Annotated in this window: 20 protein-coding genes; 11 read left to right on the top strand and 9 right to left on the bottom strand. The window is 65.1% G+C overall.

Annotated elements, in window-relative coordinates; translation table 11 throughout:
- Positions 1-11 precede the first annotated feature (11 nt).
- The 4 genes from K933_RS17270 (at position 12) to K933_RS00570 (ending at position 4,548) form a co-directional block, all read left to right on the top strand.
- A complete protein-coding gene (locus tag K933_RS17270) occupies positions 12-1,508 on the top strand; it encodes a lipopolysaccharide biosynthesis protein (RefSeq protein ID WP_023392718.1) in 1,497 nt (498 codons plus the stop codon).
- Between the two features lie 123 nt (positions 1,509-1,631).
- On the top strand, positions 1,632-2,441 hold the full coding sequence (locus K933_RS00580; protein ID WP_152529714.1) for a hypothetical protein: 810 nt from the start codon (positions 1,632-1,634) through the stop codon (positions 2,439-2,441).
- Between the two features lie 154 nt (positions 2,442-2,595).
- Positions 2,596-3,519, top strand: a complete 924-nt coding sequence (locus tag K933_RS00575; protein ID WP_023392716.1) for a hypothetical protein — start codon at positions 2,596-2,598, stop codon at positions 3,517-3,519.
- Between the two features lie 18 nt (positions 3,520-3,537).
- Positions 3,538-4,548: a glycosyltransferase family 4 protein gene (locus K933_RS00570; protein ID WP_161631391.1), complete on the top strand. Its 1,011-nt coding sequence runs from the start codon at positions 3,538-3,540 to the stop codon at positions 4,546-4,548.
- An 11-nt stretch (positions 4,549-4,559) separates the two neighbouring features.
- Here K933_RS00570 and K933_RS00565 read toward each other — a convergent pair whose 3' ends face one another.
- The 3 genes from K933_RS00565 to K933_RS00555 are packed head-to-tail and all read right to left on the bottom strand — an operon-like array spanning position 4,560 to position 8,831.
- Positions 4,560-6,413 carry a hypothetical protein gene (locus K933_RS00565; RefSeq protein ID WP_023392714.1) on the bottom strand — a complete coding sequence of 618 codons (1,854 nt, stop codon included), beginning with the start codon at positions 6,411-6,413 and terminating at the stop codon, positions 4,560-4,562.
- Complete coding sequence (locus K933_RS00560) at positions 6,410-7,567, bottom strand: glycosyltransferase family 4 protein (RefSeq protein ID WP_023392713.1); 1,158 nt, start codon at positions 7,565-7,567, stop codon at positions 6,410-6,412. The genes K933_RS00565 and K933_RS00560 overlap by 4 nt, the downstream gene beginning before the upstream one ends.
- A gap of 1 nt (position 7,568) precedes the next feature.
- The gene (locus K933_RS00555; protein ID WP_049947411.1) at positions 7,569-8,831 is read right to left on the bottom strand and encodes a sulfatase; all 1,263 of its coding nucleotides are present in this window, start codon (positions 8,829-8,831) and stop codon (positions 7,569-7,571) included.
- Between the two features lie 374 nt (positions 8,832-9,205).
- On the opposite strand from K933_RS00555, the gene K933_RS00550 reads away from it, so the two are divergent.
- From K933_RS00550 to K933_RS17695, 5 genes are all read left to right on the top strand, one after another.
- Positions 9,206-10,384, top strand: coding sequence for a nucleotidyltransferase domain-containing protein (locus K933_RS00550; protein ID WP_080509148.1), 1,179 nt, complete (start codon positions 9,206-9,208; stop codon positions 10,382-10,384).
- 180 nt (positions 10,385-10,564) lie between these two features.
- Positions 10,565-10,852, top strand: coding sequence for a PqqD family protein (locus K933_RS00545; protein ID WP_049947409.1), 288 nt, complete (start codon positions 10,565-10,567; stop codon positions 10,850-10,852).
- Positions 10,853-10,865: 13 nt separating this feature from the next.
- Positions 10,866-11,312 (top strand): lasso peptide biosynthesis B2 protein, encoded by a 447-nt coding sequence (locus K933_RS00540; RefSeq protein WP_023392709.1) that lies wholly within the window; start codon positions 10,866-10,868, stop codon positions 11,310-11,312.
- The gene (locus tag K933_RS00535) at positions 11,309-13,195 is read left to right on the top strand and encodes an asparagine synthase-related protein (protein ID WP_049947408.1); all 1,887 of its coding nucleotides are present in this window, start codon (positions 11,309-11,311) and stop codon (positions 13,193-13,195) included. The genes K933_RS00540 and K933_RS00535 overlap by 4 nt, the downstream gene beginning before the upstream one ends.
- Positions 13,196-13,326: 131 nt before the next feature.
- Positions 13,327-13,491, top strand: a complete 165-nt coding sequence (locus K933_RS17695) for a putative RiPP precursor (RefSeq protein ID WP_152529713.1) — start codon at positions 13,327-13,329, stop codon at positions 13,489-13,491.
- 41 nt (positions 13,492-13,532) lie between these two features.
- Here K933_RS17695 and K933_RS00530 read toward each other — a convergent pair whose 3' ends face one another.
- A complete protein-coding gene (locus K933_RS00530; protein ID WP_023392707.1) occupies positions 13,533-14,456 on the bottom strand; it encodes a hypothetical protein in 924 nt (307 codons plus the stop codon).
- An 89-nt stretch (positions 14,457-14,545) separates the two neighbouring features.
- Positions 14,546-16,327, bottom strand: a complete 1,782-nt coding sequence (locus K933_RS00525; protein ID WP_023392706.1) for an ABC transporter ATP-binding protein — start codon at positions 16,325-16,327, stop codon at positions 14,546-14,548.
- A gap of 189 nt (positions 16,328-16,516) precedes the next feature.
- Between K933_RS00525 and K933_RS00520 the strand changes: the two genes are divergently transcribed.
- On the top strand, positions 16,517-17,116 hold the full coding sequence (locus tag K933_RS00520; RefSeq protein WP_023392705.1) for a metal-dependent hydrolase: 600 nt from the start codon (positions 16,517-16,519) through the stop codon (positions 17,114-17,116).
- 31 nt (positions 17,117-17,147) lie between these two features.
- On the opposite strand, the gene K933_RS00515 is transcribed toward K933_RS00520, so the two are convergent.
- On the bottom strand, positions 17,148-18,533 hold the full coding sequence (locus K933_RS00515) for an MATE family efflux transporter (protein ID WP_023392704.1): 1,386 nt from the start codon (positions 18,531-18,533) through the stop codon (positions 17,148-17,150).
- 188 nt (positions 18,534-18,721) lie between these two features.
- Between K933_RS00515 and K933_RS00510 the strand changes: the two genes are divergently transcribed.
- Positions 18,722-19,924: a glycosyltransferase family 4 protein gene (locus K933_RS00510; protein ID WP_023392703.1), complete on the top strand. Its 1,203-nt coding sequence runs from the start codon at positions 18,722-18,724 to the stop codon at positions 19,922-19,924.
- A 33-nt stretch (positions 19,925-19,957) separates the two neighbouring features.
- Here K933_RS00510 and K933_RS00505 read toward each other — a convergent pair whose 3' ends face one another.
- From K933_RS00505 to K933_RS00495, 3 genes are all read right to left on the bottom strand, one after another.
- The gene (locus K933_RS00505) at positions 19,958-21,247 is read right to left on the bottom strand and encodes a glycosyltransferase family 2 protein (RefSeq protein WP_023392702.1); all 1,290 of its coding nucleotides are present in this window, start codon (positions 21,245-21,247) and stop codon (positions 19,958-19,960) included.
- 1,900 nt (positions 21,248-23,147) lie between these two features.
- The gene (locus K933_RS00500) at positions 23,148-24,014 is read right to left on the bottom strand and encodes a fumarylacetoacetate hydrolase family protein (protein WP_023392701.1); all 867 of its coding nucleotides are present in this window, start codon (positions 24,012-24,014) and stop codon (positions 23,148-23,150) included.
- A gap of 208 nt (positions 24,015-24,222) precedes the next feature.
- The gene (locus tag K933_RS00495; protein ID WP_023392700.1) at positions 24,223-25,320 is read right to left on the bottom strand and encodes a Gfo/Idh/MocA family protein; all 1,098 of its coding nucleotides are present in this window, start codon (positions 25,318-25,320) and stop codon (positions 24,223-24,225) included.
- Positions 25,321-25,531 lie beyond the last annotated feature (211 nt).

Raw genomic sequence — 25,531 nt, 5'->3', positions numbered from 1 at the left:
GTTCGAAACACGTGTTCGAGATCCTCCGTACAATATATAAACGTCTAACGGCCGACGGTTCCACCGAGGAGCAGGCCGTCCGAAGCGGGGTTTGGGCGGCGGGGATCAACGTCGGCGACAGGGTTCTACAACTCCTCAAGGTCGTCATCTTGGCTCGGTTGCTCTCCCCGGAAGCGTTCGGTCTCCTCGGGATTGCGCTGTTGGTTCTCTCGGGCCTCCGACGGTTCTCGAACCTCGGGTTTAACCAAGCACTCATCCAACATCAAGACGAAAACGTCGACGCATACTTGAATACGGCCTGGATGGTAAATATCGGGCGCGGAGTCCTGATCGCGGCCATTTCGTTCGTCGGCGCTCCTTACCTCGCGAGATTTTTCAACGAACCGCAGGCAGCGCTACTTATCCAAGTTATCGGAGCCGCTAATCTGTTCTTGGCCCTTCAGAATCCTGCCATCGTATACTTCCGGAAGGGTTTGAATTTCCACAAGGAGTTCGGGTACAAGATGAGTGCCCGTCTAGCCGACTTAGGGGTCGCCGTTGGGTTCGCTCTGGCCTACGGGAGTGTCTGGGCGTTGGCACTGGGTATCACTACGATGAATTTCGTGCAGCTCACACTGTCGTACTTTATTCTTGACTATCGGCCAAATCTCGAATTTAAGTTCGAATACGCGAGAGAGATGTTCGGATTTGGGAAGTGGATGTTTGCTCAAGCGGTACTCGGATTCTTCTTCATTGATGGAGATGATGCGTTCGTAGGATGGTTCTTTACTGCCTCTGCGTTAGGATTCTACCAGATCGCCTACCGATATTCCAACGCCCCGGCTACAGAGATCACGCAGGTCATTCGTCAAGTCGCCTTTCCGGCGTTTTCAAAGGTACAGAACGACGTCGGTAAGTTGCGTTCGGGATTCTTTCGCCTTATTCACTTTTCTACTATAGTCTCATTTCCAATTGCTGCCGGTATTTTTGTAGTTGCTCCGCAATTCGTTCATGTGGTGTTTGGTAACCAGTGGAAACCGATGGTTCCCTTGATGCAGATGCTTGCTCTCTGGGGAGCCGTTAGATCGTTATTTGACAACTTCAGAGCAGTATTCAAGGCGGTAGGTAGCCCTGAATACATCTCATATCTATTATTGTTACAGATCGGTTGTGTCATCATCAGTATTTATCCCGCTGCCGAGATATTCGGTGTTGTTGGTGTTGCTTACGTGATCGTTGGGCAGAATATTATTTCACTCCCGATCGGTTCCTATCTTACTCTCCAAATCATAGAGGGGAAACCCATCGAATATTTAAGATTAATTATATACCCTGCTTTCGCAAGTACCTTTATGGCCATCTCAGTGTATAGCATTAACAATTATATATTGACTGGGTATAGTATTCTTAGTCTTTTTATTCTGATCTTATCTGGAATAGTAGTATATATCGTGTATATGTTGATACTGGAACAGTATACACAGTATGAATTCTCCCAAGTCTATCGAAGACTTGCCCAATCAATATAATACTGATTTTATTATTTACATTATTACAAAATAAATGCGGGCAGATCTAGAAGAACTCTCAGGGTAGGAGGACGGCCTTATGGCACCAACAAATATATCACCGATTAAACTTATGAGTGGATGATGTCAAGTGGGGTCTTATACGTCGCTACCGGGGATCAATACATCCGCGAAGCCAAAACCTCGGCTAAGAGCGTCCGTGACCACATGCCCGATACGGACATCGCGTTGATAACGGACGACGAGGTGGAGTCGAACCTGTTCGATATCGTCCGAGACACGGACGAACTCGACGCGGATTTCAGTTCCTCGAATCTGGAGCCGGGTATGAGTCCGTTCGACCGGACGCTGTTCTTGGACACCGATACGTACCTCACGGATAGCGTACACGAGTTGTTCGACGTACTCGACGAGTACGACTTGGCTATCGCCCCGTCACTGAGTCAAGGTTCCGTATCCGGAGTTCCCGCGCCCCGGACACAGTACAACACGGGCGTCGTGTCCTACCGGTCCAACGACCCCGTACGAGAACTGTTCACCCTCTGGAACGACATCTACCGGGAGTGGCGGGAGGAACGGGACGTCGTTCAGAACCAACCCTCGTTCTTGAAGGCAGTTTACGAGACGGATGTGGACCTGTTCACGCTGTCGCTCAACTACAACACGCGCCTGTTCTCGCCCGGGGCTCTCCACGGCGACGCGAAGATCCTCCACGGCCGCCCGGAGACAGGCATCGAGAACGCGGCGCGACTCATCAACGAGAGTTCGCGGTTCAGGGCGTTCTACCGCAACTCGTACCTCTCTCGGTCCGGTGCGTTCAAAGTGGTCGAGGACGCGAGCCCCCGATATCACCTCGAAAAGTCGGTATTCGAGCGCGGACTGAAACAGACGCTGCTCGAAGCCCCCGAGTATCTCAAGGAGCGTATCCTCTGATGTTTGTCCGGCGTGACGCGTCGGTCCACTGGTGGCGGACGTACGCAAGGAACCGGAGGTTCTGGAGCAAAATTGGGTGAATAGTAACGTAAAAGCTATTGCTTGTCGAACGAACCCGTCAACGAATCGCCCGTCGTTTCAGCGTATTTAATCCATGGAAATAAACGAAGAACGACTCCGCCTCGGCCTCTCCAACCCGAACCTCCTAGCACGGAAACTCTCGCAGACGTACAACCGCCTCCGGTCCCAGGGCGGGTACAACCCGAACGGGATCGACTTTCTAGAGCAAGACTGGGACAACCTCCTGATCCTCGACGCCTGCCGGTACGACCTGTTCGAGGAGCTCAACGACATCCCGGGTGACCTCCGACGCGTCGAGTCCCGCGGCTCCGCGACGCCGGAGTTCCTCCGTGGGAACTTCGACGGGAAGCAACTACTCGACACGGTGTACGTGACCACCAACCCGATGCTCTATCGGCACCGCGACGCTCTCGACGTCGAGTTTCACGCGGTCGTCGACCTCTGGAGGGGCGAGACGTGGGACGACGAACACGAGACGGTGCTCCCGGAGGTGGTCACTGCCGAAGCCAAGCGGGTCGCCGACGACTACCCGGACAAACGGCTCGTCGTCCACTACATGCAGCCGCACTACCCGTTTATCGAGGCGGAGACGACCTTCGACAAGGGCCACATCGGCGACGACTCGCCCGACGGCCTGACGACGTGGATGCAAGTCCTGACCGGCGAGATCGATATCGACGAGGAGACGCTCTGGAACGCGTACGCGGACAACCTCCGCCGAGCACTCCCACACGTGAAGGAACTCACCGAGTACCTGACCGGGAAGACGGTGGTAACCTCCGACCACGGAAACATGTTCGGCGAACGCGCGTCGCCGCTCCCGATCCGCGAGTGGGGCCACCCACCGGGGATCTGGACGGACGAACTGGTCGAGGTACCCTGGCTGGAGCTGACGAACGGCGACCGGAGGGCGGTCGTCTCCGAGCCCCCGGACGAGCTATCCTCCGAGGACGACGAGTCGGTGCAGGACCGTCTGGAGAGTTTGGGCTATGTCTGAGCCGACATGCAGGTAGTGATGATCCACTGCGGGGAGAGTCCCCACCCGTCTCACCAGGGTTTCGCCGACGCCATCGACGCGGACCTGTACGGTCTCAACACGTGCTCCGTAGACAGAGTCGCGGGGACGATACCGGTCGAGGTACTCAATGGTCTCCTGATGGGGGAGTACGACGTCTGTATCGCCGAAGGAACGCGCTCTTTGTACGGCAGTCTCTCTCATCAACTGTTCTCCGATTCGACGCTTATCTACATCGCTGCCGACCAGTCGCTGTACCAAGTCCGTCGTCACGAGGACGACCAACCGTTTCTGAACCGCTTGATTGGACGATACGGGATGAGTGCGATGGAGACGGCCTTCAACCGGTACATCGACGGGGTGATCGCGGTGTCGGAGTTCACCGCCGAGTACACCAACGAGATAGTCCACGCCCCGACCCGGATTGCCCACCCCTACATCCAGCCGGATCTGTACGACGAGTTAGGAACGGTCACCCCGGACTTGGCTTCCAACACCGCGGTCACCGTCGGCGGATTCGCGCAGTACAAAGGGCAGGATATCCTCGTCGACGCCTGGCGACTGGTTAGAGACCGGTTCCCCGGTGCGCGTCTCAGACTGGTCGGCAGTGGCTACCCTCCCGAGTTGGACCAAGAGCCGGGAGTGACCGTCCGCGGATACGTTGACGACTTGTGCGCCGAGTTCGAACGGGCGTCGCTGTATGTCCAGCCCTCGCGCGCGGACAGTTACCCCGTCAGCGTTCTCGAAGCGCTTCGAGCGGGTCTCCCGACGCTCGTGACGACGACGACCGGTAACAAGACCGAGGCGGAACGCGTGAGCAGCGAGTTGGTGGTAGAACCCTCGGCGGAACGTATCGCTGACGGTGTGGCCGGCTACTTTGGTAGGGACGTCTCGGAACGGGAGACTATGTCCGCGACCGCTGAACGCCGGGGACGGAGGTACGACGGTAAGACGCAAAAGGAGATATTTCGAAGGCAGTTCCATGAACTACTCTCCGAAATCGGGCATTGAGCGTAGGTCGCTCACCCGTGGCGATACGCATCGTACCGCCCGTTCGTGTAGATTCGGCCCTCCTTCGGGTCTTGATCGAACAGTACGAACGCGAACTGTCGACCGCCGAGACTCAGCCCCACGTCGGTGACCACCCCACTCGTACGCGAGGTGAGGTCGTACGTGTACACGGACCCCTCCACCATCCCTGAAGTATCGATCGTAACACTCGATCCGTCGATCCTCCTGTACTCTTTCGTCGGTTCTCCGGAAACGTACTCCGCCCTCCACTCCTCACCGGCTATCGACTCGGACCGGTCGAACCGCTGGAAGTGCGGGATCCGGTCGCCGGACGGCGAGAGGTGCATACCAGCCACAGGGGACACTAAACTCAGCACGCAGAACACGGCGACGACCCCGGCGACCGTCTTCCGCCCGACCGGGAGGCCGTTCTCGCAGAGCCAGACGAGCGTCACCCCGGCGAAGACGTTCAGCCCGAACAGTCCGAGCAGCGAGTAGAAGCGCTGGGGCTGGGTGTCCGCGGAGTTGAACACCAGCCCGACCAACAGCAGGACCGCGAGCACCCCCATCCAGGCGATGCCGAAGTCGAACTCCCACCTGGAGCGACGGAGCGCGACGGCGGCCCCGAACACGGCGAGCGCGAACAGCAGCGCCTGCGCGGCGGTGTTAACCAACAGGAGGTCGAGCGGGAGCTGCGAGTAGCGGCCGGGACCGCCCGCCGCGGTCCCGCCGACGCTCACACCGCCCGCGGGCGCGAAGATGGAGTTGAACAGCCCGACGATCCGACCGAGGAGCGCCCCCGAGTGGATCGGGTTGCCGAAGATGCCGAGCCCGTAGGCGGCGACGAACGCGAGCGTCGACCCGTACGAGACGACTCTGTACTCCTCTCGGAGAGTGGAGACGACGACCGAGGTGAACAGCCCGATGGTGAGGAGGAACACGAGCGCGGCTCCGGCGCTGAACTGGTGGCCGAAGATGATCGCGGGCGAGACGACGACGGCGATCGCCAGCCAGCGACGATGCGTCCTCCTGTGGATGAAGATCCCGAACGTAGCTATCCCGACGAGGATGATGAGCGGGTAGAAGAAGTTGAGCTTGTTCGGCTGGAACCCACGACCGAGCGTCCAGCTCATACAGCCGAATATCAGAGCGGCGTACAGCGCGACCCGGTCCGGAATCGCCGGGAGCGTGACGTCCATCACCGAGATGACGAGGAGCGTCCCGGTGAGGACCACGACCGACAGGAGGTAGTAGCCCAACTGGGCGGAGACCCCCATCAGCACCGTCGTCGCGGTCACGTAGGTGAGGTGCCCGAGGTAGATGAGTTGCGATAGCGAGACGTAGCCGGTGGTGAGAGCGGTCCGGACCGCGGGGAGGTAGCGGTACTTGGTGTCCGGGCCGTACATCCCGGCGGGGAACGCGAACTGCGTACTCCAGTAGGTTACGAACGTGAGGACGAGCAGCTGTGCGACCACCCGTCTCCGGCTCGCGCCGGTCGCGATATCGTAGGCGACGTACCCCGCGTACCCGCCGAAGATGGCGTAGTGGACCCACGGCCGCTGGTAGGACACCAGTCGGTAGAGGACGAGTATCGAGGTCACGTACAGGCCGGCGAGAGCTATCGATATCCGATAGTCGGCCGGCGACTGATCCCCGTCGGTCGTGGAACGGAGCTCGGTCGAGGCGTCGAAGAGAACGAGCGCGACGACGGCCACGAGGCCGCCGACGACGCCACCGAGGACGGGACCGAGGACCGCACGGTATCCGATCGAGACGAAGACGTACAACGCGAGGAGACAGAAGAGGGCGACCGGAATCGCCGCGTACTTTCGGACCACCCGTACCGACGTGTACTTCCAGTTCATGCGCGGAGCTTCGCGTACGCGTCGTCGACCTGTCGTATCGTCGCCTCCCACGACATCCGTCGGTCGTCGGTCGACGACACTCTCGCGTCACCTTCGCGCGACCGATCGAGGATCCGACCGATCGCGTTCGAGACCGCCTCCGGAGTTCGGTCGGCGACGATACCGCTCGAGGCGCTCTCGACAGCCGTCGGAATCCCTCCCGCGTCCACCCCGATCGCCGGCGTCCCGCACGCCATCGCCTCCAGCAACACGAGTCCGAACCCCTCGTACCGCGAGGGTAACAGAAACACGTCCGCCGACGAGTACAGCGTCGGGAGCTGCTCGTCGGGGACGAACCCGAGGAACCGGACCTGCTCGCTCACGCCCAGCTCCTCGGCTAGCTCGCGCAGTCGGGCCTCGTGTCGTCCTGTGCCGGCGATCAGGAACTCGACGTTCGGGTCGTCGACTTCCGCGACAGCCCGCAGCGCGAGCCCCAGCCCCTTCCTCGCTCCGAGCCGGCCGACGTATAGCACGGTGAACCGCTCCGGGTCGACCGCCGGATGCCGTTCCTCCCGCGGGTAGAACCGGTCCGTATCCACCCCGTGTGGAATCGTCTCCACGTCGCTCTCGTCGAGGCCGTAGACCGTCGTCAACTGCTCGCGGGCGTGGTCGCTGATCGCGATCACCGCGTCCGCGTCCCGGCTGGCGACGTAGTCCATCACCACGTTCGTCGGGTGGAAGAAGAACTTCAGCAGGTAGTCCGCGGGCGTCTCCAGCGCCACCGCCTTCGCCTCCCCGACCGAGGTTCCGTGGCTCGTCAGCACTACGGGGACGTCGACGTCGGTGAACGGCGTCACCGCGACCGTCGACGCGGGCATGAGCGTCCCGTGGACCACGTCGTACCGTTCGAGGTCGACGGTTCGCCGGACGCGGTAGCTGAAGTACAGCGTCTCGAACGTGACCAACTTCCGGCGCGCCTTACAGACCCGGTGGACGGTGACGTTCTCGTGGGTGTCGACGCTCTCGTCGGGGCTGTCGACCCACTGGGTGTAGACGTCGACGTCGTGTCCTCGCTCCCCGAGCCCGTTCGCGAGTTCGTGTGCGTACGTCTCCCCGCCGCCGACGCCGGGGGGGAACTGCTTGGAGACGAGACAGACGCGTAGCGAGTCGTCCATCCTACTCCTTGTACCCCAGCGCGCTCAACCGCCGTTCGATCTCCTCGGTTTCCGCCTCCCCCTCGGGTCCGCCCTCGCCGTTCTCGGCTCGGACCCGCCGGTCGACGTGTGCCTCCAGGTCGCTCCGCAGGTCGCGGCCGGAGTCGCCGAACTCGACCGCGCCCGACTCCCGGTCGCGCTCGCAGTAACACGACCCCTCGCGCGTCTTCGCCGCGTACCGGCGGACGTCGGCGTGGTCGTCTTCGCCGCGGGCTTGCAGGAAGACGGTCCGGTCGGTCTCGTTCCGGTCGAGCAGCGACGCGCGCCCGGCGCCGACGTCCCGGCCGAGCAACTGCTCGAACGTCGCCGCGACGTCGAGCGTGCTCGCCGGCGTCGACACCGTCTCCCCGTCGGCGCCGCCCGGCGGCCGGACGAACAGCGGCACGTGCGTCGTCTCGTCGTGGAGGTACCGGGGGTGCTCGTAGTAGCCGTGCTCGCCGAACGCGTCGCCGTGGTCGGCGGTCACCACCACCAGCGACCGCTCCAGTAGGCCGCGCTCGCGGAGCGCGTCGAGGAACTCGCCGATCTTCTCGTCGTTGTACCGGATCTCGGCGTCGTACAGGTTGACCAGGAGGTCGCGCTCGTCGGGCGTGATCGACTCCGGCTCCCTGATCGCCCGTCGGTAGAGCGACTGAGCGTCGCGGTCGGAGACCTCCGACTCGCGGTAGAGCGTCGCGTACTCGCCGGGCGGTTCGTACGGCCCGTGGGTGTCCATGTAGTGGTTCCACAGGAAGAACGGCTCGTCGCCGAGCGAGTCGAGCCACGAGAGCGCCCGGTCGTTGATCTCCGCCGCACGCGCGTAGTGGCGGTTCCGCAGTTTGTCGAGCGCCCGCTGTGCGAGCGCGACGAGCTTGTGCCTCCCGAGGTGGAGGTCGTCGTCGAACTCGTCGAACCCCCGGTCGAACCCGTACGCCCGGGAGACGTACGGGTTCGAGTGGAACCCCCCCGTCGCGTACCCCGCCTCGGCGAACGTCGACGCCACCGTCTCGGTCGCGAGCCGGTAGTCGGCTCCGACCGCCACGTCGGGGAACTCCCCGGTGAGCAGCGCCGGTACCGCCTCGCGCGTGTGCGAACTCGCGCTGTACGCGTTCGTAAACCGGACGCTCTCCTCCGCGAACTCGTCGAGAACGGGAGAGGTGTCACGGTGGTAGCCGTAACACGAGAGGTGGTCCGCGCGGAGAGCGTCGGCCGACAACAGGATCACGCGATCCCCTGCACAGGTCATTACGGGTACAGAATCTGGTTGGGCGCATATAGCTTTACCTTGAACCAAATCTCCCTCTTTCGATTCACGACCGCTGATCTCCCGGCACCGTCGATCCGTTCACTGACGAGTCGTCCCGGTCGCTCCCTCGTTCGACCCTCCATTCACATCACGATAGGGTTATGACCAGTGAGCCGATCAGTTCGGTCTGAGGGAATTACCACGATGTGCGCTCTCGTTCGGGTCGGCGGACGACGGCGGTGTGTGGACAGTCGGGTCGCCCGATATCGGAGTCGACAGTCCCCCGAAGGAGCGGACAACCCGATGAGACGCCGACGTAATCGGGGCCACCCCGTGTGTATCGACCCGGGATTCGAGGCCGAAGACAACCCCCGATGAGGACGGACCCCGAGACGGACTTCCTGTTCAGGCTACTCTCGTTCGCCTCGTCCCCCGACGACCCTCGATGCTTGGTGAAGGCGGCACTGGAAGTCACGGACTGGACGCGGGTAGTCGACCTGGCACGGCACCACTCGTTGATCTCGCAACTCCACACCGCGTTCACCACGGTTCGAGCCTCAGATCTCGCTCCCGTCGAGGTGCGGCGCCGAGTCAACTCGCTTCACCGACAAAACGCCATGCGAAACCTGCGGTGCGTTCACCGTCTCCACACCCTTCACGGCGAGTTCGACGACGAGGGTATCCGAGCGATACCGTACAAGGGGCCCGTGGTCGCCGAGTTCGCGTACGACGACCCCGGTCTCCGGTGGTACGGGGACCTCGACTTTCTCGTCGCGAAGGAGGACGTCCTAGACGCACGTCGACTCCTCTTGGAACTGGGGTACGAACAGACGAACTACTCCGACGTCCGACCCGAGACGCTGGTCGACGGCACGGTGTTCCGGTGGGGGAAGGAGTTCCGATTCCTGAACCACGACGACCAGATCCCGATCGAGTTGCGCTTCGAGTTCATCGGCGGCAGTCGTCCGGACGCGACGATATTCGACGAGCTGTGGGCCCGGCGTACGCCGCTCTCGCTCACCGGGCGCACCGTACCGGTGCTCTCCCCGGAGGACAGGGCGATGCTCCTCCTCGTCCACGGGACGAAACACGGCTGGCGCCGGTTGTCGTGGGTGTGCGACGTCGCTTTGCTCCTCCAGCGGGACGTGGCCTGGGAGACGGTGTTGGCGCGCGCCGACCGGTACGACTGGCGGAGTGCCGTGCTCTTCGGGCTTGCTGTCGTAGCGAGACTGGCCGAGGTACGGTTACCGACGGCTGTAGAACGCGAACTCGAGGAACACCCCCAGTACGGCCTGAGCGCTTCGCTCCTCGCTTCGTTCCTTCGACGGGACCCGCTGTGTACGTCGCTCCGTTTGGAGCCGATAGCGACCGTCCTGTTCTCGAACGACGGTCTCGTCGGGTCCGCTCTCGAACTCGTCGACGTGGTCTTCTCCCCGCGCAAGGTCGACTTCGAGTCGATGTCGCTCAATCCGAGTCTCTACCCGCTCTACTACCTCGTCCGACCGTATCGGATCGGGCGTGACCTCGTCGGACGGCTGTTCGACCGGGGCTGATCCCGGCTCCGACCCACCACAGCGGGGGAGGAACTGTGAGGTGGATGCGATCTCGATCGCCGACGGGCGTCCCCAGCCACGACGTCGCGTCTGGGGCGGCCGTCCTCGGTCCGGGCACGACGCGACAATGAGGTTTATGTATGGTGAGCGAAAAGTACCTTCTATTACAGAGGGGTATAAGTGAACACGTTCGATAATTCACACGAGATAGTGGCGGCCGAGAACTGCCTCTCGACGACCATCGACGGTGAGACGGTCGTCCTCCACACCGACGCGGGGAAGTACTACGGGTTCAACGAGGTGGGCACGTTCGTCTGGGAGTCGCTTCAAGAGCCGCACACGGTCGAGGAGGTGTACGAGGCGGTAACCGACGAGTACGACGTGGGGTACGACCGGTGTCGTGAGGACGTCGACGAACTCCTCGCGGAACTGGCCGACAAGGACCTCGTCACGGTCGATGCGGAGTGAGGGTCGGGCACGGATGAGGACGCTCTCGACGGCTCTGTCGCTCGGGTTCGGCGATCAGGCGCGGCTGCTGACCGCGGCGGCGCTGTTGGTGACGGTCTCGGTCGGCGTCGTCGTCGGGTCGTTCGCCCGGCTTCGTGACCTGCTGTTGTGGGCTGGCGACGCCGCAGCGCCGGTCGTCCCCGGCGACCCGACGCCCGCTCGGGTCGCGGGCGCGGTCGACGTGGCCGACCGCGGGCTTCCCGGGGACCGAACCTGTCTGGTCCGGTCGCTGACGGCCGAGACGCTCCTCAGGCTGTACGGGTACACCCCGGTCCATCGGATCGGCGTCGACACCGCCGTCGAGAGCGGGATGAAGGCGCACAGCTGGCTCGAGTACGGGGACGACATCCTGATCGGGGAGGTGGAGGACCTCTCGCGGTTCACGCCCCTGCCCCCGCTCGACGAGGACGGCGAATCGTGAGCGGGATCGTCGCCATCTTCGATCGAGGTGGGGTGGGAGCCGTCGACCACGCGGATGGGATGCTCGACGCCATCGACCACCGCGGTCCCGACGGCCGGGGAGCGTGGTGTGACGACGCCGTCGCGCTCGGACACCAGCAGTTACGGACGACGCCGGAGTCCGCGTTCGACGACCAGCCGTACCGCGAGGACGGACTCGTCGTCGTCTCGGACGCGCGTCTCGACAACCGAGGCGAACTGCTCGAGACGCTCGACGTTCCCGACCCCGGCCATCCGATCCCGGATAGTCGTCTCCTGCTCGCGGCCTACCGGGAGTGGGGTGACGCGTGCGTCGACCACCTGATCGGCGCGTTCGCGTTCGCGATCTGGGACGCCGACGACGGCTCCGTGTTCTGCGGCCGTGACCGGTTCGGCGTGAAGCCGCTGTACTACTACGAGGGTGCCGACGCGTTCGCGGTCGCGACCGAACTGAAGGCGCTGTTGACGCTCCCGTTCGTCTCGAGGACCGTCGACGAAACGAAGGTCGGGGACTTCCTCGTCGGCCTGTTCGACGACAAGGAGCGGACGTACTACCGGGACCTGAGTCGGCTCCCCCCGGCACACGCGGCCCGCGTTCGGCTCGACGGGTCCGACCGGTGGCAGTACTGGGACCTCGACCCGACCCGGACGGTCACGCTCGGGTCGGACGCGGCCTACGAGCGTCGGTTCCGCGAACTGTTCGACCAGGCGGTCGACTGTCGGCTCCGGGCGAGCGGTACCGTCGGTACCGCGCTCAGCGGCGGTCTGGACTCGTCGTCGATCACTGTCACGGCTCGCGAGTTCCTGCGGACGGACCAACCGCTCCACGCGTTCTCGAACGTGTACGACGACGCCCCCGCCGCGGACGAACGTGACTTCATCGAGACGGTGACCCAACGGGAGGGGATCGTGCCCCACTACGTGTTCCTAGACGATGTCGGGTCGTTCGGGGACCGAGAGCGGATGATGCAACACTACGACGTGCCGCCGCACGACACGATGCACCACGCTATCTGGGAACGGGCGAAACGTGCGGACGAAACCGGAGTGGATGTCCTCCTGGAGGGTGCGCTCGGTGACAGCGCCACCGGATACGGGCTCGGGCTGTTGGGCGAGTTACTGCGGACGGGCCGCTGGTGGCAGCTGTTTACCCAGATCCAGGCGATGTCAGAGGTCGGGGGTGCGCGACGACACCGTCTGTTCCTCAGTAACGCCGTGGAACCACTCCTCCCACCTCCGGTGAGGAGAGTTCGTCGCCGACTACGGGGGGAACCGGTCTTGAACGACCGGGAGAACCCGACTCTGAACCCGGAGTTCGCCGAACGGTCGGGCATCCGAGAACGGCTGAAGGGTCGGGAGTCGAACACCGCCTTCCTCACCGAAACCGGCCGTCGGCGTCAGTATCGCTCGCTCCTGTCGGGGATGATAACCGCGAGCCTCGAAACGACCGACCTCGCGACTGCAGCGTTCGATGTCGAACCGTGGTACCCGTTCACCGACAAGCGGCTGGTCGAGTTCTCCCTCGCGATTCCCCCGTCGCAGCAGCTCTCCGATGGGTGGACCCGGTCGATCATTCGGCGGTCGCTCAGGGGCCGGCTCCCGGAGAAGATTCGGAGACGGCCCTGGAAGACGGACATGAGCCAGGGATTCTGGAACTCACTCTCCCGCGAGGACGAACGGCTTCGACGCCTCGTCGCTGACCCGGGACCGGTGGAGGCGTACATCGACCCGACCGCGCTACAGGAGGCGTACGATCGCTTCGTCGGGTCGAACGACACACGGGATGCGCGCTCGCTGTGGCGTGCTCTCTCGCTGTCCGTTTGGGTCGACGCGTACGAGCCTGAGAAACGTGATTCGGCACGGTGAGGACTCGTCGGACCCCCGTGGCCGATCATTCGCTCGTAAAATCCGTCCGATTAGAACTTGCAAATTTGTTAGATTACGGTTGAATTACCCAGTGGGTTTAAGTCAGGTGAGGATATAGGAACGATCGCGAAATGAAAGGCAGCCAATCAAACCGGGAGTACACGTCTCCCGAAGTTACCGAATTCGGCTCGGTTGAACAGATCACTGAAAAGCTAAACAAGCAAGGACTGAAGCCTGACCAGTACACGGAGGCGACTAACGGCGTCGTCGTCGGTTCGACCCAGCCGGCGAAGTAACGGGCAGACGGCGGTATCCCTATTTATTGACTTATCAGACGTCACGACCTCATACTCTCGGATACGGTGTCGACGATCGACCCGAGCACAGCGTGATCTCGTGGTCGTTTTAACTCCCCGAACCGGATCATCTGGGCGACGCGCGAACACTGTTCGAAGTGGTCCGGTGACTGCTCCGTATCGGAGAGCAGTCCACGTGCATGTGTGCGCGAGATGAGTTCCAACAATCGATCCGATCCGGACACCTCCTCCAACCCGACTTGGTCACCGTCCCGGAGGAGATAACACCAAGCGAGCGGGGCGGGATCGGGAACCTCGTCGACCTGCAGGTACCGCTTCTCGTACCAGGAGTCGGGAGCGGGAGTGGAGGCCTCGGTGACCCCGAGCGCCGCCGCCGCGTCGGGTTTCAGCCGCAACTGCGGGACACCCGGGACCACCGTCGGCCCGTCGTCGTCGAACCGGATCCCGACTACGTCGTCTTCGAGCATGGGATAGCCGTTCGTCTGGAACGCCGCGGCGGTCGTCGACTTCCCCGCACCCCTCGGACCGAGAAATACCGCGGCTCGGCCGTCGACCGAAACGGCACTGGCATGTAAGACGAGGTGGTCGCGTTGGTACAGTATCAAGCCGAGCATCTCGTTTTCCAGCAATCGACGAAAGACGTCCCGTTCCGGAACGTCCCCCGAGAGCGGGTCGCAGACGATGCGTCGACCTCCCTCGACTAGGAACGACCCGACCGACTCGTACGTGAGTCGGCACGCACCCGCCGTCGCCTCGATACGACGACCCCCGACCCCTTCGACCGATTCGGGGACGGGCTCGACTGCTCCGTGAACGAACTCGACGTCGATATCCGACTCGTCTCGCTCGACCGACGGTAGCTCCGGAAGATCGAACGTGGACCGGATCGTCAGGTCGTACGCGGAGTAGTAATACGGCCCGCTTCCATTCATCTCGTAGACCATTACGCTCCCGTCATTTATACTCACGCATCCCGCGGGGACTGCCCGCACGACGCCCGGCCGAGTGGACGTACCGAGCCAGGCGGAGACGACTACGACTGGGTGGCGTACAGGTCGGCGTACGTCCCGTCGGAGTCGAGAAGTTGGTCGTGGGTTCCGACCTCCGTCACGGAGCCGTCGACGAGCGTGTAGATGCGGTCGGCGTCGTCGATGGTCGAGAGGCGGTGTGCGATACTGATCGTCGCGTACCGGTCTTCGAGCGACCGGATACCCTCGTACACCTCCCGCTCGATGTTCGAGTCGAGTTCGCTCGTCGCCTCGTCGAGGACCAACACGTCGGCGTCCTTGAGCAGTGCGCGCGCGATGGCGACGCGCTGCTGTTGGCCGCCCGACAGCCGGATCCCCCCCTCGCCGAGTTCCGTCTCGTACCCGTCGGGCAACTCGGGGAGGAACTCGGTGACGCGTGCGACCTCACAGACGCGCTCGACCGCCTCCCGGGAGGCGTCGCGGTTCCCGATCGTCACGTTCTCCCACAGGGTGTCGTCGAAGATGAACGGGTTCTGACGCACGACGGCGAGTCGCGAGCGCCACTGCTCGACGTCGAACTCGTCGACGGGGACGCCGTCCGCGAGGACGCGACCGGCGTCGGTCGTCTGGAGGCGGCCGAGGAGCGAGACGACCGTCGACTTGCCCGCGCCCGAGGGACCGACGAGCGCGACCTTCTCGCCGCGCTCGACCGCAAACGACACGTCCCGGAGCACCTCCTCGCCGTCTCCGTAGGAGAACGACACGCCGTCGAACTCGACGCGGTCGACGGAGTCGACCGGCCGCTCGCCGGCGGCGTCCGGCGAGGTGCGCTCGGCGAGTTCGTCGAGTCGAGCGTCGACGCGGAGGAGGTGGGGAAGCTGTCCGTCGAGGTGGTACAGCGCGTTGTTGACCTGGTTCACGACCGGCGAGAGCCGGAAGACGGCGAAGAGGAACACGCCGAGCCGCGCGAGCGAGAGACCGGTGAACCGGAAGCCGGCGTACACCAGCCCGAAGACGACGAGCGCGTTCGTGAGCTGGTTGAGGCTGTTCAGCGCGGCCTGGTTCCGCCTGAGTTCGACGCTGTCCGAGACGTAGCTGCCGAGCACGCTCCGCATCTGGTCGACCAACTCCGACCGCAGGTTGAACAGACGGACGTCGCGCATCCCCTGGATGCCCGTCTGGGAGATGGTCTGGATCCGGTCGTTCGCGTCCGCCACGTCGTCACCGACGGTGTAGGCGGGTTCGAGGACGTACCGGACCGAGAGCGTGCTCACCCCGAGTCCGACGAGCGCGACGAGCGTCAGCGTCGGCGCGAGTACCGCGGCGATGGCGAGGTAGACGGCGCCGCGGAGGAGGACCTCCGCTATCTTGAACGCCGCCATCACGATACCGCCCGCCCGGTTGGTCTCCGTGATCACGCTGTTGAGGAGTTCGTCCGATCCCGTCCGGTCGATGTAGTCGATGGGCCCGTACACCAGCGACTCGAAGAGTCGTTGACGGAGGTGACGCTGGTAGCTCAGGCTCAAAATCGCCTGCAGCCACCCGGTGACGAAGCTCAGACCGAACCGGACGGTCATCACACTGGCGATGCCGAGGATCAGGTACTCGAGGGTGAGCGGTACTCCGAGAAACGAGTAGACCCGAACGAACACGCCGAGCACTCCCTCGGCGTCCGTCGGCGTCGTCGACGACCGGGTGAGTTCGAGGATGGGGAGGAGGAACCCGAGCCCGATCCCTTCGAGCAACGCCGTCCCGAAGCTGAGGACGACGATGGCGATACCGAGGCCCGGCCTGAACCGGACCGCTTCCGAGAGCGCGGACAGTTTCTCGCGAGAGAGGATCGACATGGATGGAGACGGGAGGCCGCTCGACGCTTGTCGAACCGATCTCTCCGCTGATAGGTAAATGCTTTCGGATGAGCGGCGGGCGCCCACGGGTTCCGGCGTGCGGCGGGGCCTCCGCTCCGGGTGAACCCGGGGGTCGCTCGCTGGATCCGGGACGTTTACTACCGAGCGTGAGTATCGAAACCTACTCTCATGATGCCGTGGGGACACCTCGCCGTCGGCTACCTCGTCTACACGGTCGGCAGCCGGGTGTGGTACCGGCGGACGCCGAGCGGGGTGGGGACTCTCGTCGTCGCGTTCGGGACGCAGTTTCCAGACCTCGTCGACAAGCCGCTCAACTGGTGGTTCGGCGTCTACGACGGCCGCGCGGTCGGCCACTCGCTGGTGACGGTCGTCCCGCTCTGCGTGGTCGTCGCCCTCGCGGCCCGCCGCTACGGCCGGTCGGAACTCGCGGGCGCCTTCTCCGTCGGCGCCCTCACCCACCTCCTCGGCGACTCGTACGGATCGCTCCTCTCGGGGGAGTTCGGCCGCGTCGGGTTCCTCCTGTGGCCGTTCCTCCCGGCCCCGACGTACCCCGCCGACAGCCTCCTCTATCACCTCGAGCGGTGGGAGGGGCAGTTTCGATACCTCTCGTCGCTCTCGCCGACCGACCTCCTGACGAGCGGGTTCGGCTTCCAACTCGTTCTCGCGGCGGTCCTGTTCGGCGTCTGGGCGCTCGACGGCTTCCCCGGCGTCGGCACGCTCTGGCGACTGGCGACTCGGCGGCGGACCGCCGACCGCCGCTCGGAGTAGCGCGGAACGGGCGGCGCGACGAGCGACAGACTCAGTTAGAGTCGGCGGCGTCCGCCCGTTCGGCCACCATCTCCGCGGCCGTGTCCGCCCAGTCGCCCCAGCGGAAGCCGACGACCACCACGAGCGCCCACCACGCGTAGCTGAGCACGATCCCCGCGTAGACGCCAGGGAGACCGTAGTCGAGTCGCACCCCGACGACGTACCCGAACCCGAGCATGAACCCGAAGGTTCCGGTGAACCGCGCGTAGAAGGGGGTCCGCGTGTCGCCCGCACCGCGGAGGCCCCCCGCGAGCGGGAAGAACAGCCCGAAGAACACCATCGAGACGGCGAAGACGCGGGTGAACGCGACGGCGTACGCCAGCGTCGGGGGGTCGTTCGTGAACAGGTCCGCGATCGGTTCGGCGCCGGCGAAGAGGACGACGCCGGCGACCCCGAGCGTGAGCACGCTCAGCGCCGTGATGGCGACCCCGGAGAAGCGCGCTTCCGTCGGGTCGCCCTCGCCGAGCGCCTGTCCGACGACGATGCTCGCGGCGGTGCTGTACGAGCGGTAGAGCGGCCCGGTGAACTGCTGGTAGACGCGGCGGCCGATGTGGTAGGCGGCGGTGACCTCCGTCCCGAACAGCAGCAACAGCGAGTTGAACGGGAAGTTCGCCACCGACGTGCTCATCCCCTCGGCGAAGTTGGGGAGGCTCACCGCGACGAGTTGACGGGTGATCGTGAGACTCCGCGGCCGGGCGAACGAGAGGTCGGTCAACGGGCTCCGGATCGCGGCCGTGATCAGGACGGCTTCGAGCGTCCGGCTGACGGCGGTTCCGAGACCGACGCCGACCATGCCCAGCCGCGGGAGCGGTCCGAGACCGAGGCCGGTTCCCACCGTGATCGCGATGTTGAGCAGGTTCGCGACGATGTTGACCGCCATCGGCGTCACGGTGTCGCCCGTCCCCTGGAGCGACCGCGCGCCGACGAGTCCGACGATGCGCATCGGCGCGACGGCGAGCACGAGTGCGAGGTACGCCGACCCCGCCTCGACGACGGCGGGTTCGGCGCCGAGGACGCCGACGAGTTGCGGCGAGACGGTGACCGCCACCAGAACGAGCGGCAGGCCGACGAGGAGTCCCATCAGGAGCGCCTGCGTTATCGCCCGGTCGCGGGCGACGGCGTCGCCGCGGCCGGTGTCCTGACTGGAGAGGGCGATGGCGCCGGTGCCGAGCGCCAGCCCGAGTCGGAGCGGCACCTGCGCGTACAGGTCCGCGAGACCGACCGCGGCGACGGCCGCCGGCGAGAAGAGTCCGGTGACGACGATGTCGACCGTCCGCATCAGCGTGTTGAACGTCTGCTGGACGGCGATCGGCGCCGACAGCGAGACGGTGCGTCGCCACGCGGCGAGCAGTCGACCCCCGAGCCCCTCCTCGGTCACACCGACCGACGACGGGGGTGGTTCGGGTCAGTGTGTCGGTATCGGCGATCCGGGGTAGGCGACGGTGACCGACGGGCGACGGGTACCGAGCCGACGGCGACCCGTCGCTCCGCGACTCGGGGTCGGTGACCCGGTGGTCGGTCGCCGAGCACGAAGCTACAAGTGGGCGTTCGGAGAGGTACGGGTAGATGGATGTCGCCTTCGTCACGAACGTGGTCTACCCGTTCGTCACCGGCGGCGCACAGAAGCGCGTCCACGAGATCGGAACCCGCCTCGCCGACCGCGGCCACGACGTGACGATATACGGCCGCCACTACTGGGACGGGCCCGCGGAGATGGCCCACGAGGGGATGACGCTCCGCGCGGTCGCCGACGCGGCCGACCTCTACGAGGAGGAGGGACGCCGGTCGATCACCGAAGCGATCGACTTCTCCGTCCGCCTGCTCCCGCCGTTCGCCCGCCAGGTCGACGACCACGACGTCGTCGTCGCGTCGGTGTTCCCCTACTTCCCCGTGCTCTCGTCGCGGCTCGCGACCCTCCTCCGGGACGTCCCGCTCGTGACGGTCTGGCACGAAGTCTGGGGCGCGGACTACTGGGACGACTATCTCGGTCGGCTGGCGCTCGGGGGGAAAGTGGTCGAACGGCTCACCGCCGCCGTCCCCCAGCACCCGATCGCCGTCTCGGGGGTCACCGCGGACAAACTCGCGCGGATGGGCATGGGGCCGAGGCGCGCCGACATCGAGGTGGTGCCCAACGGCATCGACGTCGACCAGATCCGGTCGGCCCCGCTCCCCGACACGTCCCACCGGCGCGACGGCGAACCCGGGTTCGACGTGCTGTTCGCGGGGCGGCTGATCGCCGACAAGCGGGTCGACGTGCTCCTCGACGCGTTCGACCGGGTCGCCGAGGCGCACGACGCCACTCTCGGGATCGTCGGCGAGGGTCCGGAACTCGACCACCTCCGCGAGCGGGCGGCGGGGCTGTCGAACGCCGACCGGGTCACGCTCCTCGGCTTCCTCGACGAGTACGAGGACGTCCTCGGGCAGATGCGCGCCGCGCGCGTGTTCGCCTCGGCGTCGACCCGCGAGGGGTTCGGCATCTCGTGTGCGGAGGCGATGGCGGCCGACTGCACGGTCGTCGCGGCCGACCACCCCGACTCGGCGGCGAGCGAGGTGGTCGGCGACGGCGGGTTCCTGGTCGACCCGACGGTGGAGGCGTTCGCGCGAGCGCTCGACGACGCACTGTCGGGCGCGCGCCCGCCGACGCCGCCGACCACCCGCGCCGAGCGGTTCGACTGGGACGCGGTGGCGACGCGGGCGGAGGAGCGCTACCGGCGCGCGGTCGACGGAGAGGTGGACGACCCCGACGTAGAGACGGGCGCGACGAACTGAGAACCGAGGACGAAGAGGCCGACCGCGACCCGTTCAGTCGGTCTCGGCCGTCGCGTCCGCGAGGATGCTCAACAGGAACGACGTGAACACGAGTTGGAGACCGGTGACGCAGGCGGTGAACGATGCGATGTTGACCCCCGCGACGGGCACCGCCGCGAACCCGGCGGTCGCCCACTCGTAGACGACGTACAGCGAGTAGGCCGCGCCGGCGGCGAACAGCGCCAGCCCCGCGCTCGCGCCGTGTTCGAGGTTGATCTGCTCGACGAGCACCTCGGTCACGGGGTCGGTGGCCCGGCGGATGGGTTCGCCCGCGATGGTGGCGAACGCGCCGAACGACGCCACCTGCACGCCGACGATGGTGAACAGGCTGCCCGCGATCATCGAGTTGACCCCGAGCGTGGTCCCGGCGAATTCGACCCCCGAGAGCACGACGCTCATCATCAACAGGCCCGCGAGCGCGAGGCTGATCCCCGGGCCGGAGAAGAGGTAGCCCGGCGCGTTGACCAGCATGAACCGGACGTGCCGCCAGCCGTCGCGGAACGATTCGAGCGTGGCCTCCCCCTCCCGCTCGTGGTACGTGATCGGGAGCTCCTCGATGGTGAGATCGGCCGCACCGGCGCGCATGATCATCTCGCTGGCGAACTCCATCCCCGTCGTCTGGAGGTTCATCTCCTCGTAGGCGTCCTTCGTGAACACGCGGAGTCCCGAGTGCGCGTCCGACACGCCGGCGCCGTAGAAGGCGTTGAGGAACCGCGTCAGGAGGGGGTTGCCGACGTACTGGTGGAGCTTCGGCATCGCACCCTGTTTGATCTGGCCGTTGAGCCGCGACCCCATCGCCATGTCGGCCTCTCCCGACGCCACCATGTCGTACAGTTTGGGCAGTTCCTCGAAGTCGTAGGTGGTGTCGGCGTCGCCCATCGCCACGACGTCGCCGCGTACCCGTTCGAACGCGTACTGGTAGGCGTAGCCGTACCCCTTCCCGTCGGGAGTGACAACGATCGCGCCCATCTCCTCTGCGATCTCGGGGGTTCGGTCGGTCGAGTCGTCGGAGACGACGATCTCGCCGTGGATCTGGAGAGCTTCGAGCCCCTTCTTCACCTGTTCGATACACTCCGCGATCCCCTCCTCCTCGTTGAGCGTCGGCATCACGACCGACAGCTCCGGATCGCGGGCGCTGTCGGCGTCCAACAGGAGTTCCTCGCCCGGGTACTCCGATCGGGCTTGTTCGACCGTCCCCTCCCCGTTCGACCGCTCGGAACGGTCGTCGAACGCCCCCTCCGGCTGGTCGGTGAACGCCCCGTCCGTGGTCGTACTGGTGGTCATGGTTGCATTTTATCTCTGGACGCGTCCCGTTCGGTCCCTACGGCGGTCGCGCCTTGTTGGTATTCACACAGGATTACACCTACTAATAGGTTGTCGTTCTATCAGTACCTGCCCGCTGATGTATATCCCGAACGATCACCATCGAAAAAGCGAGATCTGCCGTATCGACGGGCTAGACGGGCGATACTGTTGGTCCGGCTCGCCCCCTCTCCCTGTCAGTTCTCCCACCCGAACTAGTGAATAGGGAGAATCGTATCTTATTTATATGGTATGTAGAACTAGAAAAGCGGTTAGAAACGCTCTAACTAGTAACTATCGGAACTGTAACCGTGTACGACTTGGGACTTTACGATGGGGAAAATATGGCAAAAAGGCGACGAACGGAGGAACGGGTGAGAGAATAGAGCCGCACACCGACGCGAGTCGGTGCGACCTACCGCACGCTCGAAGGTTATCCGGTCGGCGACGACCCACTGGGACTCGACGGGCCTGTCCGTTCGTCGGAGCCAGGTCTGCGCCCGGTTACAGGCTCCACGGCATTCGACTCCGATCGACGCGCATCGTGGACTCTGACTGTGCGAGTGACGACTTCCGAACCACGCACGCTACCACCGGAATAACGGGCCGATACCGCAGTTCAAGCAGTGCCTGCCCGATATCAACCCGAGACTGAGCCCCGCTACGGACGGGTACCGTCTGCGAACTATCGCCCTCACTTCCCGACGTTGAGCCGGCGTGACCATCCGACAGCCGGCGTCGCTCCGCCGCCGTTGGAGCGCCGAGACCCGAAACGAGTACCGCCGTCGGCCGATCACTGACCAGCGGTCGAAGTTTATCCTCACTATGAGTAGCAACGTCGTGACAAAACGAGTTGGTATATTCGACGGCTAAACTGACTCGGCCGCCGCCCGAACCGGTAGTTACTTTATTCCGCGAATCCGATCGGTATCAGAGCCTGTCTCCTCCGCGTAGTGACTTGCTACTTCGACCCACGAACAGTGGGGGTGGAACGACTCGTCCGAGTCCGGCCTCGACGCGGAACGTCTCTCCACCCGATAGGAGCCGAAGCGGTGGAGAACGTGACGGACCCGACTGCGACCGTTCGTCGAACGCGCTCTCCGCTCGAACCTCACTGGTCACTTCGTCACACATATTAGATATCCTAAACGTACGCGAGCGAGAGGTGTCGTCACGGATTACATGTGTACGGATGTGATCGAATGCGTCTCCAGCGGGACCCACCGCTCGGTTCCGGAGTCGCCGTCGGTCGGTCGCCGACCAAGGGACGACGGTGTCGGCGAGGGGTCGCGAACGCGTCCAGCGGGATTCGCACGCTCCCAGTCGCCTCGGTAGCCGTATCCGCACAGCGAAGGACACGGTACCTCCAACGAAACAGAACAGCCGTCGAAGAGGGGAGAACGGCTCGTCTTCCGGCTGTCGCGGGCCGTTCGGAGCGCTCCGACCGTCTCGGTTCGGGAGCGACGGGTGTTGAGTCGTGCGGGCGCGAACGAGCGGACAGTAGGAGAGAACGAGTGGCCGTCACCGTTTCGAGTCAGGTCGATACCACGCGCTCGGCGGGCGGGTCGGCAGAGAGGGGTCGTCCGGTCGGGACCTGTCGGTGTCACCGAGCGTCGCACGGGGTCGAACCCGGTCGGCGTCGCTCACTTCCCGTTCGACCGTCCCGACGCGTTCGTCCGACCCAACTCCTCCGGCCCGACTCCTCCGGCTCGGGATCGGGGAGCAGCGCCGCCAGCGAGTCGCTCAGCGCCGCGAGCGCCGCCTCCGACGTAAACTGCGCGGCGTCCGACCCCGACGATCGGTCGGACGGGCGACGGACGACGGCGGAGAACAGCCAGGCACGAAGGGGGTAGCGTCGCGGCGTCGCGCGACCCCGCCCGCCTCACACCTCCGTGACCGTGTTCGAGAGGACGCCGACCTCCTCGATTTCGATGCGGACGTCGTCACCCTCGCGGAGCGTGAAGTCGTCGTCGGGGACGAGCGAGGTGCCCGTGAGCAACACCGCCCGCTCGGGGACGGCGTTGTGGGCGGTGTAGCAGTCGACGAGTTCCTCGACCGACCGGACCATCTCGCCGGTCGAGGTGGCGTCGTCGTACATGGTCTCGCCGTCGCGTTCGATCCGCATCGACATCTCCAGGTCGTGAGGGTCGTCGAGCGACGCCGCCGAGCGAACGCAGGGGCCGATCGAACAACAGCGGTCGTACACCTTCGCCTGCGGCAGGTAGAGGGAGTTCTCGCCTTCGATCGACCGGCTGGAGACGTCGTTACCGACGGTGTAGCCGACGATATCGCCCTCGTAGAGGACGACCCCGAGTTCGGGTTCGGGGACGTCCCACTCGGAGTCGGCGCGGATACCGACCGCCCCGCCCGGACCGACGAGTCGGCTGGGGGTCGCCTTGAAGAACACCTCCGGGCGCTCGCCGTCGTACACGTCGTAGTAGATGTCGGGCCGGCCGCTCTCGGCCTCGCGGGCCTCGCCGCTGATCTCGTAGGTGACGCCCGCCGCCCACACCTCCTCGGCCCAGATGGGTGTCTCGGGGGTCTCGACGTCGGACTCGGAGCGGGTCGGCGCGTCGGCGGCGAGGCGGTCGGCCACCTCGTCGAGCGACTGGTCGGTGATCGACGCGGCGGCGGCGAGCGACCCGAACGAGTCGACACCGGGCTTGACCGCGGTCAGGTCGTAGACGGCGTCGGCGGTCCTGAGTACCACGCGCGGACCCGCTTCGCCGCCGATCTGGTAGTATCGCATGCGCGGACGTTCTTGGCTACCCGAATATACTTTTTGTATGGGATCGGGGGCTCTGCCCGACTCCGGGGTAGTTCCGTCGCCGATCCCCTCCGGCCGGACGGACGACGCGGCACCGACCGAGGAGGGCGAAATCCAACCCACGCACCGACTCGACCCGTGCCTGCCGCCTCGGTACACCGCGGCCGCGGCGCGGTGGCCGCTCGCCCCCTCACCAGGAAGTGATCTCCACGTCCCGGAGCGCGGGTTCGAGCGGCATCGAGATCCGCCCGCCGGTGTAGTGTGAGAGGTAGAAGCCGACGATGATCTCCAGCGACCGGGCGGCCTCGCGGCCCGTCGACCGGTTCTCGGCGGTCCCGTCGAGGAGGTCCACGACGTGGTCGGCGGCGTTCGCGAACGCGCGCCGGTAGTCGTCGTCCCAGGTCCACGCGCCGTCGATGCCCGGGAGCGGCGTCTCGACGTGGTCGCCGTCGACGAGTTCCCAGTAGCGCCACTCGCCGTCGTCGTTGTTCATGTACAGTTTCCCCTCGCTCCCGACGAACTGGAGCGTCATCGACGAGTCGGCCCGCGGGATCGTACAGTCGACGGTGACGAACGTTCCGTCGTCCATGACGACGTGCCCGCCGCCGCCGGCGTCGTCGACGTCCCGGGCGGCGTCGAGCGAGTCGATCGCCTCGTTCTCGCCGGTGATGTACCCCGAGACGGTCTCCGCGCGCGCGTCGAGCAGGTAGACCAGCGTGTCGAGCAGGTGCGTCGAGTTCCGCAGCAGTTCCATCCGGAACTGCGTCGACACCGAGTGGACCTCGCCGAGGACGCCCTCCTCGTCCATCAGCCGGCGGAGCGTCTGGAGCTTCTCGGTGAACCGGAACGAGTGGTTGACCAGCAGTTCCGTCCCCGTCTCCTCGCAGGCGGCCACCATCCTCTCGGCGGCGGCGACGCTCGACGCGACCGGTTTCTCACACCAGACGAGCGACGGGTCGGCGGCCGACCGCGCGGCGTCGACCACGTGGCTGTCGTGGAGGAACGACGGCGTACACACCGAGACCACGTCGAGGTCCTCCGCGGCGAGCATCGCCTCGTGGCCGTCGTAGCGCCGGTCGTCGGGTATCCCCCACGCCTCGCCGAAGCGATCGAGTTGCTCCCGGTCGACGTCGGCGACCGCGACCAGTTCGACCCCCTCGGCCGCGTCGTAGCCGCCCGCGTGACTCGCCTCGATCCTCTCCGTGCCGATCCGGTCCTCGTCGTGCATCCCGAGGATCCCCATCCCCGCGATGCCGCCGGTGCCGATGATGCCTGCGTGGTATGTCATGAGTGTGTTCGGCGGGCGCGGTCACGCGCGGTCGGGGTCGCCCGGAGTCGCCGCCCGCCTCTCCCTGGGTCGACCCGGCGACCGATGCGGCGGTGAGAACCCGGCGTCCGCGACGCGTGTGATTCACGGTCCCCTATGCTCCCACGCCGCCAGGGCGTATAATTCATGCGGACGCACAGACCGCCCGACTGGCGACCGGCGCCGGCGGCGG

The sequence above is a fragment of the Candidatus Halobonum tyrrellensis G22 genome (genome assembly GCF_000495475.1).
Classification (GTDB): Archaea; Halobacteriota; Halobacteria; order Halobacteriales; family Haloferacaceae; genus Halobonum; species Halobonum tyrrellense.
This window is presented reverse-complemented; position numbering and strand designations above follow the sequence as displayed.